Below are 12,650 nucleotides of genomic sequence, written 5' to 3'. Positions count from 1 at the left end.
TGCGAACTATTTCAGCAAAACGTTTCGCTGAAACAAAATGAAGGGGATATACCAGAGCGGCCAAATGGGGCAGACTGTAAATCTGCTGGTGAATGCCTACGGTGGTTCGAATCCATCTGTCCCCACATTTATTTATTGAATTTAGATTCTTTTTACAGGAGAATCTAGCCAGCGGGAGTAGCTCATTTGGTAGAGCGATAGCCTTCCAAGCTATAGGTGGCGGGTTCGAGCCCCGTCTCCCGCTCAGAATAAAATGTTACTTAGGAGAAAACCGCCTGAGTAATATTTTTATTTGTGGTAAGTCTAACGAGACGAACCAAGATGGCCGCAAGGTTTTGCCTTTGTAGCTCAGTGGTAGAGCACTTCCTTGGTAAGGAAGAGGTCGGCAGTTCAATCCTGCTCAAAGGCTCTAGGCATGAAGCAAGGCCGAATTTGAATAAGTACAATTTGAAATTTTTTATAACTTAATTAAGAACTAAATAATCATGGCAAAAGAGAATTTTGACCGAAGTAAACCCCACGTTAACATTGGTACAATTGGCCACGTTGACCACGGTAAAACAACTTTAACAGCTGCTATCACTAAAGTTCTTTCTGAAAAAGGTCTTGCTGAGAAGAAAGATTTCTCTTCCATTGACTCTGCTCCAGAAGAAAAAGAGCGTGGTATCACGATTAACACGGCTCACGTAGAGTACGCTACAGCTAACCGTCACTATGCACACGTTGACTGTCCAGGTCACGCGGATTACGTGAAGAACATGGTTACTGGTGCTGCTCAGATGGACGGTGCTATCTTGGTAGTTGCTGCAACTGACGGACCAATGCCACAAACACGTGAGCACATCCTTTTGGCTCGCCAAGTAGGTGTACCTCAATTGGTTGTATTCATGAATAAAGTGGATATGGTTGATGATCCAGAATTATTAGAATTAGTTGAAATGGAGATCCGTGAGCTTCTTTCATTCTACGAATTCGATGGCGATAACATTCCAGTAATCCAAGGATCTGCTTTAGGTGGATTGAACGGAGATGCTAAATGGGTAGCTACAATCGAAGCGTTAATGGATGCAGTAGATTCTTGGATTCCACTTCCAAAGCGTGATGTTGATAAGGCATTCTTGATGCCAGTTGAAGACGTATTCTCGATCACAGGTCGTGGTACTGTAGCAACAGGTAAAATCGAGACTGGTGTTATTAACTCAGGTGAGGCAGTTGATATCTTAGGTATGGGAGCTGAAAACTTGAAATCAGTAGTAACTGGTGTTGAGATGTTCCGTAAGATCTTAGATCGTGGTGAAGCTGGTGATAACGTAGGTTTATTGTTACGTGGTATTGAGAAAACTGATATCCGTCGTGGTATGGTAATCTGTAAGCCAGGTTCAGTTAAGCCTCACACTAAATTCAAAGCAGAGGTTTATATCTTGTCAAAAGAAGAAGGTGGACGTCACACTCCATTCTTTAACAAATACCGTCCACAATTCTACTTCCGTACGACAGACGTAACAGGTGAAATTACTTTACCTGCAGGAGTTGAAATGTGTATGCCTGGTGATAACTTAACAATTGATGTTACGTTATTGAACGCAGTAGCTATGGACAAAGGTTTACGTTTCGCGATTCGTGAAGGTGGCCGTACAGTAGGTGCTGGTCAGGTAACTGAAATCTTAGACTAATTTTAATTAGCCTATACAGGAAAGAGCGGTCAATGACCGCTCTTTTTTTTTGTATACTTGTGAGAAGCCTGGGCGTGTCCTTCAGCTTTGGCAATCCTTACAGGTTTGCCAAAGCTAGCGCCTGAGGCTTGAACGATTTTAATCTCTAACATATTATCACATGAAAAAATTATTTCTTTTATTATCAGTTCTCTTATATTCCATATCGGTATTTAGCCAGGAATTTTATGAAATTAGAACCTATCAAATGAAATTTCGAGGAAATACGGGAGTTTTGGAAAACTATTTATCCAAAGCACTCATTCCTGCATTGAACAAATATGGTGTTAATAAAGTAGGCGTCTTTAAAGATTTAGGCAAACCCGAGCCGGCCATTATCGTCGTTACGATCCCATTTGCATCCCTAGAAGCCTATGCAGGATACAAGGATGCCTTACTCAAGGATGCCAATTACCAAGAAGCGGCAAAGCCCTATTTTGAGTATGTGGGATTAGAAAAGCCCATGTTTGAAAAAATTAGCACCTATTTGGCGAAAGGCTTTTCGGGGCATCCAACAATGAAATTACCTGTAACAAATGCAGGCCGAATTTACGAATGGCGTACATATGAAGCTTATAATGAGGATGCATTACGCAGAAAAGTGGCCATGTTTAATGATGATGAATTGAAAATCTTCGACAAAGTAGGTTTACATAATGTATTCTTTGGCGAGGCACTAGCCGGCGAAAATACGCCATGCCTCACGTACATGGTTGCTTTTGAAAGCATGGCGGAGCGTGATGCGAATTGGGCCAAATTCAGTGCTGATGCGGACTGGAAACGCATCGTTAATGATCCACGTTACGTCAATAGTCATTCTAGAACGGTTCGTCGGTTTCTAGAACCCACAAGCTATTCGCAATGGTAAAAATTCAATAAAACTAAGAGAGGTTTGTTAATTAGGTTTTTTTATCTAAATTTGCAATCCTTTCTACGGGCATAGTATAATGGTAGTATGCAGGTCTCCAAAACCTTTGGTCAGGGTTCGAATCCTTGTGCCCGTGCAACGAAATTAACAAAAACCGATAATCGGTAAATTATGAGCAGTTTTACATCATTGATTAAAGAATCTTGGGTAGAAGTAACGGAAAACGTTACATGGCCTAAATTCACAGACTTGCAATCAAGTTCTGTTTTAGTTTTAGTTGCCTCATTGATTTTTGCCTTATTGGTAGGAGTCGTAGATTTGGCGTTTAAATCTGGATTGGATTTATTCTATAGTTCATTTTAACCAGGGGGTAACCCAATCCTAAAAAAGCAATTTCCATGGCAGAGACTAAATGGTACGTATTGAGAGCAATCTCAGGACAGGAAAAAAAGGTAAAGACCTATATGGAAAATGAGCTTGCACGCCAAGGTGTGTCAGATTCTGTTCCACAAATCCTTATCCCAACTGAAAAGATTTACGAAATCCGTAAAGGCAAAAAAGTAATTCGCGAGAAAAACTTGTTTCCAGGATACATCATGGTAGAGGCTGACTTAGCTGGTGAGGTAAGTCATATTTTAACTTCTACACCCGGCGTAATCGGTTTCTTACAAGCGAACAATGAAGAAGTAGAGGTATCAAAGGTAGAAGGCGGAAAAGTAAAAAAGACAAAAGTAATCGTCAAGAAACCTGTACCAATGAGCCAAAGCGAGGTAAATCGTATTTTAGGCAAAGTGGACGAAGCGGCGGCAGTTGAGGAGTATGCATCCATTAGCTTCATCAAAGGCGAAACAGTTCGCGTGATTGATGGTCCATTTGCATCCTTTGAAGGTACCGTTGAAGAGATTCACGAGAATAGCAAAAAACTATCTGTTATGGTTAAGATCTTTGGCCGTAATACACCATTGGAATTAAATTACTCTCAGGTAGAGAAATAATTTTTTATAAAAATAAATTTTGAGCCCCGGTTTTACTGGGGCTTTTTTGTTTTACATCAAAAAAAATAAAATAATTCTTGCAATCTAAGTATTTTCCCTTAATTTTGCAGTCCGTTTAAAAAGCGGCATTATGTCATTTGAAAATTTCAAAGGCTTAATGGGCTGGAATGTATTGTTACACAGGAAGGTCACCCGGAGGGGATTCAGATAAGGAAGCTTCCACCCTTATTGGCAGAAAAACCTCTAATTTCACTAAATAAACGATGTTTTAACATGGCAAAAGAAATAGCTGGTTACGTTAAGCTTCAATGCAAAGGTGGCCAAGCCAATCCTTCACCACCCATCGGTCCTGCATTAGGTTCGAAAGGATTAAATATCATGGAGTTCTGCAAGCAGTTTAATGCACGTACTCAAGATAAAAACGGCGTAGTATTGCCGGTCCTAATTACTTATTACGCAGACAAATCGTTTGATTTCGTTGTAAAAACTCCTCCAGCACCAATTTTGTTATTGGACGCTGCGAAAGTTAAATCCGGTTCAGCACAACCCAACTTGAAAAAAGTAGGTTCTGTAACTTGGGATCAAGTTCGCGTTATTGCGGAAACGAAGATGCCAGACTTGAACTGTTTTACAATTGAAGCGGCAATGAGTATGATTGCTGGAACGGCAAGATCAATGGGTATTACTGTTTCTGGTGATAAACCGTTCTGATTTAACCATCAGAAATAAACATTTTAATTAAAAGGTAATGGCAAAACTTACGAAGAAAAAAAAGGAAGCCCTATCAAAATACGATGCGACGCAAGCGTATACGCTTGACCAAGCAGCTGCATTATTGAAGGAAATTTCCTATACAAAATTCGATGCCTCTGTGGACATTGATGTTCGCTTAGGCGTAGACCCCCGCAAAGCGGACCAAATGGTTCGTGGTGTGGTTGCCCTACCTCATGGAACTGGTAAAGACGTACGTGTACTCGTATTGTGTTCTCCAGATAAAGTAGAGGAAGCAAAAGCAGCCGGTGCTGATCACGTAGGATTGGATGATTACATTGCAAAAATCGAGAGCGGTTGGACCGATATCGACGTAATCATTACAATGCCGACAGTGATGGCAAAATTAGGCCGTTTGGGACGTGTGTTAGGACCTCGCGGTCTGATGCCTAATCCAAAGTCTGGTACAGTAACTTTGGAAGTAGGAAATGCAGTAAAAGAAGTAAAAGCAGGTAAAATCGACTTTAAAGTTGACAAAACTGGTATCATCCATACCTCTATCGGTAAGGTTTCTTTTGATGCAAATAAAATTGCTGAAAATGCGCAAGAAGTTATCAACACCTTGTTGAAATTGAAGCCATCTTCTGCAAAGGGTACATATGTTAAATCGATCAATATATCTTCGACAATGTCTCCGGGCATCATCATTGATAAAGGATCTATAGCTGGATTGTAATCATGACAAGAGAAGAAAAAAATCAGATTATTGATGAGTTGAGCGAAAAGTTCGCGGCAACTCCGTACTTCTACATTGCAAGTACAGCCGGTTTAACAGTAGCCGAAGCAACGGAATTCCGTCGTATGTGTTTTGCGAAAGGTTTAGAGTATAAAATCTTCAAAAACACGTTAATCGCGAAAGCCTTAGCTAAAACAGGTAACGATTATACTCCATTTGATGCTGAAGTTTTGACTGGCATGTCAGGTGTTATCTTCTCTCCAGAAGATGCTAAAGTACCTGCTAAGTTGATCAAAGAATTCAAAAAAGCAGCTGGGAAAGATAAAATCACATTCAAAGGTGCTTCCATCGAAGGTGGCTTGTACATTGGCGAAGGTCAATTGACAGCCCTAGAGAACATCAAGTCGAAAAACGAGATGATTGGAGAGGTTATTGGCTTATTGCAATCGCCTGCTAAAAATGTTGTTTCAGCATTGCTTAGCGGTGAGAAGAAATTGGCTGGTATCGTTAAGACTTTGTCTGAGCGTCCTGAATAATTTTAACACGTTTAATCGGAGCTTAGCTCCAACAAATAATTAATTCTTAACAATTAAATTTTCAAACAATGGCAGATTTAAAAGCGTTCGCTGAGCAATTAGTGAACTTAACTGTAAAAGAAGTAAATGAATTAGCTACTATCCTTAAGGATGAGTACGGTATCGAACCAGCTGCTGCTGGTGCTGTTATGGTTGCAGGTCCTGCAGCTGGTGGCGCTGACGGTGGTGAGGCTGCTGCTGAGAAATCATCTTTCGATGTAATCTTGAAATCAGCTGGTCCTAACAAATTAGCGATCGTTAAATTAGTGAAAGACTTAACTGGTTTAGGTTTGAAAGAAGCTAAAGACGTAGTAGATGCTGCTCCAAAAGCAGTTAAAGAAGGTGTATCTAAAGACGAGGCTGAAGGTTTGAAGAAATCTTTAGAAGAAGCTGGTGCTGAAGTTGAATTGAAATAATTCAATTACCTGATTATTCAAAAAAGGGAATGGCAACATTCCCTTTTTTTTGGTTTATTTGAAAGCTGAATACAAACAAACATGCGCGACATTATCCAACTCCTCCCTGATGCTATAGCCAATCAAATTGCGGCAGGAGAAGTCGTGCAAAGACCTGCCTCCGTCGTCAAAGAACTCATGGAGAATGCCATTGACGCTGGTGCTACTTCTATTCAGCTGATTATCAAAGATGCCGGAAAAGGAATCGTTCAAGTCATCGATGACGGCTGTGGCATGTCGGAAACCGATGCCCGCATGTGCTTTGAACGCCATGCTACCTCTAAAATTCGCCGAGCAGAAGACTTATTCAGCATCAAAACGATGGGCTTTCGCGGTGAAGCGATGGCATCTATCGCATCCGTAGCCCAAGTTGAATTAAAAACTAAACGTGCCGATGATGAATTAGGCACTTGCATCAAAATTGATGGTTCGGTTTTAAAGAGCCAAGAAAGCATTCAAGCTCCTCAAGGAACTTCCATTGCTGTCAAAAATCTATTTTACAATATTCCCGCAAGAAGGAATTTTCTTAAGTCCAATCCGGTTGAAATTCGCCACATACTCGATGAATTTCAACGCATCGCTTTGGCACATCCCGAGATTAAATTTTCCTTCGTTCAAAACGAGCAAGAAACCTATGCGCTTCCACCTGAAAAATTAGGCAAGCGGATTGTCGATCTTTTTGGTAAAACCTACCGAGAGCAATTAGCGGCCTGTGAGGAAAATACGAGTTACGTATCGATTAAAGGCTATGTGGGAAAACCCGAACATGCCAAAAAAACCCGTGGTGAACAGTTCTTCTTTGTGAATGACCGCTTCATCAAAAACGCATACCTCAACCACGCAGTCATGAGCGCTTACGAGCGCCTATTGCCTGATGGAGCCTTCCCATTCTATGTTTTGTTTCTAAGCATCGATCCGGCACATATTGACATCAATGTACACCCGACAAAAACGGAGATCAAATTCGAAGACGAAAGGTCCATTTACGCCATTATTCAATCCGCCGTACGGAAGACGTTAAGCATTCATAACTTAATTCCTTCCTTGGACTTTGATAGCAACGTTAATTTTCACTCACCCACAATTTCCACACCGCGCCAAGAACCACACTCGGCTTACAGCGATTCCAGCTACAAACCGAAACCTGTTCAGGACGCATGGAAGAAATTATACGAAGGGTTGCAGAATAACATAGACGCTTTTGAACAGCAAGCGCCTCAAACACAATCTGCTCTTTTCCCTTCTGCCATGAACGAATTTAAAACCGTTCAAAGTAAAGCGAATGATCGCCCTGAATTAGGTAGTTCCCAATCCAATTTTCAGTCGATTCAGATACTGAATAAATTTATCGTATTGAGCATCTCCAGTGGTTTATTGCTAATCGACCAAAAACGTGCTTACCAGCGTGTTCTCTATGATCAATTCATGGAAAACTTGCAGCGAAAGAATGGGGCGTCCCAACAATTACTCTTCCCTAAAGTAATGGATATTAATCCTGCGGACCAGCTTCTACTCAGCGAAATCACGACTGAGATCAATGATCTAGGGTTTAGATTACAGACTGATTCCAAAGGCCAAATAGAAATCCTAGGCGTTCCTTCGGAAATTGGGGATGAAGATGGCCAGGTGTTGTTGGAAGGCATTTTGGAGCAGCTAAAGCATGCCTCATCGGACTTAAGTGCGCATCGGGCAGAAAAGATTGCACAGACGATGGCCAACCGGTCAGCCGTACGTTTTCATCAAAAACGATTAAATGAGTTTGAGATTAATGCACTTATCGAACAATTATTTGCAAGCACAAATCCGAACTCTTCTCCGAATGGCGAAGCCATAAGCCAAGTATTGAATGAGGAGACCTTAATTCAATTACTTCGCTAGTTCAACCGCGCGATCACGCGCAGCGAAAATACCTTGTTGTAAACCTTCACCCACATGCATTTCAGCAAATGTCTTCAATGCGGCCTCTGTCGTTCCGCCTTTGGATGCTACTGCTTGAATCAATTCATCCAAAGACTTATCACTTGTTTGCATTAAGTGATAAGAACCCAGCATCGTTTGCTTAACTAATAAAGCGGACATCGCAGGGTCAAAGCCCATGGCAATACCTGCATCTATCATCGATTTGATCAAATAAAAGAAATACGCTGGTCCACTACCACTCAATCCTGTTACCGCATCGATTAAAGCTTCGTCTTCTAAGAAAACGGCACGGCCAGTGGAATTAATTAAATTTTCAACTTTTCGTACATCTGCAATTCCTACCGCAGGTGCCGCAGCAAATGCTGTCATACCCATACCCAATAATGCTGGAGTATTTGGCATAGCGCGAACAATTAAATCATGCTTCAATGATTCCTGTAACTTACTAATCGGAATACCTGCCATAATCGTTAAAACAATCTGATTTGCTTGCAACAAAGCCGACAATTCGTTCGCCACACTCGCGTAATCCTGAGGTTTAACAGACAGAATCACTAAATCAACCGCTGAAATTTTTTCAGAAATCGTATCGACAACAACCCCAGCCTTTTGCTCTTGCAAGACAGCACCGCGCTCTTTATTCTTCTCAATCAATAAAAGATCTTCCTTGCTAACTAAATTATATTGAATAAAGGAATTAGCGAATGCCATCCCCATATTTCCACAGCCAATGATTGCGATTTTCATATTGCTATTTTGAAAAAAGGTTTGCTAAATACTGATTTAATGAATCACCACGAAGACCTTTGGCGATAACTTTGCCTTGAGGGTCCAACAAAAAAGTCATCGGAATCGAAGAAACTTGATAGGCTTGTGCAGCGACGGAATTCCAATATTGTAAGTCGGAGACATGTGACCAAGTCAATTGATCTTTCGCAATGGCATTAATCCACGCAGCTTTTTCCTGATCAAGACTTACGCCAAAAATCTCAAATCCCTTGTCTTTATACGTTGCATATGTTTTGATGACATTGGGGTTTTCGCGCCGACAAGGTCCACACCAACTCGCCCAAAAATCAATCAGTACATATTTTCCTCTTAAATCAGATAAGCGCATAATTGGACCTGCAGGAGTAGGTAAAGCAATTTCAGGAGCTTCAGAACCAATACTGACACCTTTCAGACGCTTTAAATTTTCTAAAAAGGGTTTGACTTGCGGATGATTGGGTCTTGCTTTGTGAAAGCGCTCTCCTATTTCTTCTAATAAAGTCAATTCTTTGTCTGCCGGTAAAAAATTCGTAGCCCACAAGGCAACCAAATGCGTCCCCATGGAAGGAATCAATGCTTTTATTTTCGCAAATTGTGCTTGTTGGGCCGCATCAAATGCAGCTTGAATTCTTGCTTGTTCACCAGGTTTATCTTGTAATTCTTTGGTCCAAACGGCAACCTTAGCTTGCAAAGTATTCGTCAAAGCAAACAATTGATTCATGTAAACAATGTTTGGAGACTCACTTTGTAGCTGAAATGAACCTGCTTTTTCGGGTGTATTAATTCCATCGGCTTGAACCAACACGCGTTCGCCACCTTCAAGAATAACTAATACTTTCTGCGGATTAGGAACATCAAAAAAATTGATCAGGTAAAAGCCCCCTTGATCGATTACCTTTCCTTTAAATACAACTTGCTTTTGCGCATTGGGAAGCAAAGAATCGACCTTGATGGCCTGACCTCTACCGTTGATCCATTCCAAAAATACTTTCTTCTGAGGAATGACCTGATTTGCTCGAACAGTTAATTCAAAGTCCTGGGAATACCCCAAAAAGCTAATACAAACACCGAGAAAAACAAGTATGTGCTTCATCTATTTATGTTGTTGGAGTGCCTCAGACACTAATTGATTCACGCGTTTAGGATCAGCGGTTCCTTTGGAGCGCTTCATCACTTCTCCGATAAACAAGGCGATAAGTCCTTTTTTACCTTGATGATATTCCTTGATTTTATCTGGATATGCGGCTAATGCGGCTTCAACAAAGGCAGGTAATTCGTCTTTGGTATCTTGATTCAACCAACCTTGTTCATCGATGATTTGGCTTGGCTTCTTTGCTGGGGTTGCTAAACAAAGCTCAAATAACTGGTGTACGGCCAAATTGTGTGTGATGGTCCCTTTTTCGACCAAATCTACTATTTCAGCCAAATGTTTGGCATCCATTTCAAAATCAGCAATCGATAATCCCTTATCATTTAGGTGTGATTTCACAGGGCCCATCAACCAGTTTGCTACAGCTTTATAAGCCTCAGTATGTGAAGTTACTGACTCAAAATATAAAGCCATTTCACGCGTTTCAGCTAAGAAATGGGCATCATAAGCGGGTAATTGATATTGTTCAATAAACTTATTTTCTTGTTCCCAAGGCAAGGTTGGCATCATTTCACGGATCTCAGCTAGCCATTTCTCTGAAATTTCCAGAGGAGCCAAATCAGGCTCAGGGAAATAGCGGTAGTCATTCATGGTTTCTTTGACACGCATGCTATGGGTTTTCCCTGTGTGGGCATCAAAGGTCCGCGTTTCCTGAATTAATTTTTCACCTTTTAATAAAGCTTCTTCTTGTCGGCGACATTCATATTCAATCGCCCGTTGAATATTCCGTAAGGAATTCATGTTTTTAATCTCCACCTTCGTTCCCAGGGTAAATGTTCCTTTGGGGCGCAAAGAAATGTTCACATCGGCGCGAAGGGAGCCTTCTTCCATATTTCCGTCACAAATACCTAAATAGCGGACTAATTTACGTACTTCAGACACCATGGCAAAAGCTTCCTCTGCGGAGTGAATAGCAGGTTCAGTCACCATTTCAATCAAGGGTGTTCCTGCTCGGTTGTAGTCGATAAAACTAAAGGGATTATCCCCTTCATGAAGCGACTTCCCAGCATCTTCCTCGAGGTGAATATGATGAAAAGGCAATACTTTTAGTCCTTCGGCTAAATGGACTTGAATAGATCCACCGATACAGATAGGTGTTTTATCTTGTGTGATTTGATAGCCTTTTGGAAGATCTGGGTAGAAATAATTTTTTCGATCAAAATTTTGCCAACGGGCAATCTCGGAACCTAGAGCAAAACCCATTTTTATTGCAAACTCAACAGCTTTTTTATTCAAATGCGGCAGAGTGCCTGGATGGCCAAGGGTAATGGGAGATATAAGTGTATTAGCATCCTGACCAAAGCGAACCGGATCACTAGCAAAAATTTTAGAATCCGTTTGTAATTGGGCATGTATTTCAAGGCCAATTACCGGTTCATAGGTCGAAGATTGAAAAGTACTCACGAATTTATAGGCTAATACTGGGTAAAACTAAGTAAAGATAAAAAAACCTAGGCGAAAAATACCTTTAAGATGCTTTCATTTTACACGTACAGGCAGTTTTGTGTTTGTAATTAACCCAATAGGCATAGGCCACGGATCCGCCTAAAAGTACGCCGAAAATCCAATTATAGGATGAGCTACCCCAACTAACCTCCAAAACCTTTAAAGCTAAAGCAAGTGCCAAAAAATAAAGGGGCTTGAGGCGTTTATGTTTCTGATAATCGAGGATTAAAATATAGGCTGCTAAACCAAAGCTTGAAAGTACTAACAGCCATTCGATTTTAGCTGAAAATGCGAGACTCCCTAAGATATAGGGTGCAAAAAAAACAACAAAAGGCATTGTCAGGCAATGAATTGCGCAAAGGAAAGAAAGAAAAAGTCCTAATCTTTCCATGGGAATCATCTGCCTGACACGCTTATATTTAGACATATACCTAATTATTTAATAGAAATATTAAATTCAATGTCCACATCGGTACTACCTGGCTCCTCCTGTCCATTTTTAACATGTTGGCCATTCACAGGTGGCTGATGTTTTAACAAGACGCGCATCTTCCCATTCCCTTTGGATCCTGTTTTAATATCACCACGTAAACCAAGCGCTAGACCTTTCGAATCTCGGTCTTTAATACTTAGTTTAAGCAAAGAGGCTGGAATGATTTTGTACACAAATAAATGAACATCGGCCTCTTCCACAATTGCCTTTGAAATATCAACGCGAGGTGTTTTCGTTTCATCAAATAATTGTACCTGCAAATCATATTGAGTATTGTCGTTCAAAACAATAGGATCTAGTCGGTCGACAACCCCATCACCTTCAGTATCCTTCCAATAAAAATTTAATGGAATGGTAGTATCATCATCATCATCCTGTGGAGTGAATACCAACTTCACAGTAGTAATTAATTCGTTATCATCTGATGGCTCAATTCCCTCACCATGAATACACGAGACCAGAAAAAATACGATAAGAAAGCTATAATACTTATACATCTCATTTAATTAGCACACAAAGATAAGGAATATTCTTATTTGCAACAATGTTGCAAATAAGAAATGTAAGTTAAAAGACGAATGGGGGAAATGGGGAGATGAATTAAGAACTAAAAGTTAAGAGGTTAGAGGTTATAGACGTTGGACGTTAGACGTTAGAGAATCGATAATAAGGCGATTAAGTTGAGAGTTAAGAGGTTGGATATTTAAATGTAGAGACGCGATACTTCGCGTCTTTTTTCATTACTACTAAAAAGTAGTTAAAGGAAGTTGAATTACTTAGAACGATAGATAGAAAGATAAGAACTAAGAGTGAAGAATTAA

At 40.6% G+C, this 12,650-nt stretch carries 14 protein-coding genes and 4 tRNA genes; 13 read left to right on the top strand and 5 right to left on the bottom strand.

Features of this window, described 5'->3' with window-relative positions:
* The first annotated feature begins 42 nt into the window (after positions 1-42).
* From SKC38_RS08005 to mutL, 13 genes are all read left to right on the top strand, one after another.
* Positions 43-125: transfer RNA gene (locus SKC38_RS08005), tRNA-Tyr, on the top strand.
* A 46-nt stretch (positions 126-171) separates the two neighbouring features.
* Positions 172-244: transfer RNA gene (locus SKC38_RS08000), tRNA-Gly, on the top strand.
* A gap of 93 nt (positions 245-337) precedes the next feature.
* Positions 338-409: transfer RNA gene (locus SKC38_RS07995), tRNA-Thr, on the top strand.
* A 76-nt stretch (positions 410-485) separates the two neighbouring features.
* Positions 486-1,673, top strand: a complete 1,188-nt coding sequence (tuf, locus tag SKC38_RS07990) for an elongation factor Tu (protein ID WP_377976614.1) — start codon at positions 486-488, stop codon at positions 1,671-1,673.
* Positions 1,674-1,833: 160 nt separating this feature from the next.
* Positions 1,834-2,580: an NIPSNAP family protein gene (locus SKC38_RS07985; protein ID WP_377976613.1), complete on the top strand. Its 747-nt coding sequence runs from the start codon at positions 1,834-1,836 to the stop codon at positions 2,578-2,580.
* Between the two features lie 65 nt (positions 2,581-2,645).
* Positions 2,646-2,716 (top strand) — tRNA-Trp (locus SKC38_RS07980).
* 35 nt (positions 2,717-2,751) lie between these two features.
* The gene (gene secE / locus SKC38_RS07975) at positions 2,752-2,943 is read left to right on the top strand and encodes a preprotein translocase subunit SecE (RefSeq protein WP_315577538.1); all 192 of its coding nucleotides are present in this window, start codon (positions 2,752-2,754) and stop codon (positions 2,941-2,943) included.
* A 35-nt stretch (positions 2,944-2,978) separates the two neighbouring features.
* Positions 2,979-3,575: a transcription termination/antitermination protein NusG gene (gene nusG, locus SKC38_RS07970; protein WP_377976612.1), complete on the top strand. Its 597-nt coding sequence runs from the start codon at positions 2,979-2,981 to the stop codon at positions 3,573-3,575.
* Positions 3,576-3,848: 273 nt separating this feature from the next.
* Positions 3,849-4,286, top strand: coding sequence for a 50S ribosomal protein L11 (rplK, locus tag SKC38_RS07965; protein WP_315577535.1), 438 nt, complete (start codon positions 3,849-3,851; stop codon positions 4,284-4,286).
* A gap of 37 nt (positions 4,287-4,323) precedes the next feature.
* Positions 4,324-5,022: a 50S ribosomal protein L1 gene (gene rplA / locus SKC38_RS07960; protein ID WP_377976611.1), complete on the top strand. Its 699-nt coding sequence runs from the start codon at positions 4,324-4,326 to the stop codon at positions 5,020-5,022.
* A 2-nt stretch (positions 5,023-5,024) separates the two neighbouring features.
* Positions 5,025-5,558, top strand: coding sequence for a 50S ribosomal protein L10 (gene rplJ / locus SKC38_RS07955; RefSeq protein ID WP_316070855.1), 534 nt, complete (start codon positions 5,025-5,027; stop codon positions 5,556-5,558).
* A 68-nt stretch (positions 5,559-5,626) separates the two neighbouring features.
* A complete protein-coding gene (gene rplL / locus SKC38_RS07950; protein WP_377976610.1) occupies positions 5,627-6,013 on the top strand; it encodes a 50S ribosomal protein L7/L12 in 387 nt (128 codons plus the stop codon).
* A gap of 81 nt (positions 6,014-6,094) precedes the next feature.
* Positions 6,095-7,930 carry a DNA mismatch repair endonuclease MutL gene (gene mutL, locus SKC38_RS07945; protein WP_377976609.1) on the top strand — a complete coding sequence of 612 codons (1,836 nt, stop codon included), beginning with the start codon at positions 6,095-6,097 and terminating at the stop codon, positions 7,928-7,930.
* Here the strand turns inward: mutL and proC are convergent.
* From proC to SKC38_RS07920, 5 genes are all read right to left on the bottom strand, one after another.
* Positions 7,919-8,719, bottom strand: coding sequence for a pyrroline-5-carboxylate reductase (gene proC, locus SKC38_RS07940; RefSeq protein ID WP_377976608.1), 801 nt, complete (start codon positions 8,717-8,719; stop codon positions 7,919-7,921). The two genes, mutL and proC, sit on opposite strands and share 12 nt — an antisense overlap.
* Positions 8,720-8,723: 4 nt before the next feature.
* Positions 8,724-9,833, bottom strand: coding sequence for a peroxiredoxin family protein (locus SKC38_RS07935; RefSeq protein ID WP_377976607.1), 1,110 nt, complete (start codon positions 9,831-9,833; stop codon positions 8,724-8,726).
* Positions 9,834-11,294 carry an Asp-tRNA(Asn)/Glu-tRNA(Gln) amidotransferase subunit GatB gene (gatB, locus tag SKC38_RS07930; RefSeq protein ID WP_377976606.1) on the bottom strand — a complete coding sequence of 487 codons (1,461 nt, stop codon included), beginning with the start codon at positions 11,292-11,294 and terminating at the stop codon, positions 9,834-9,836.
* 64 nt (positions 11,295-11,358) lie between these two features.
* Complete coding sequence (locus tag SKC38_RS07925) at positions 11,359-11,727, bottom strand: MerC domain-containing protein (protein WP_377977021.1); 369 nt, start codon at positions 11,725-11,727, stop codon at positions 11,359-11,361.
* 44 nt (positions 11,728-11,771) lie between these two features.
* Entirely contained in the window at positions 11,772-12,326 is a 555-nt protein-coding gene (locus SKC38_RS07920; RefSeq protein WP_377976605.1) for a hypothetical protein, read from the bottom strand.
* Positions 12,327-12,650 lie beyond the last annotated feature (324 nt).

This window comes from Aquirufa echingensis (assembly GCF_042714525.1).
Lineage (GTDB): Bacteria > Bacteroidota > Bacteroidia > Cytophagales > Spirosomataceae > Aquirufa > Aquirufa echingensis.
Note: the sequence above shows the minus strand (reverse complement) of the source record. Positions and strands in the feature narration are given on the sequence as shown.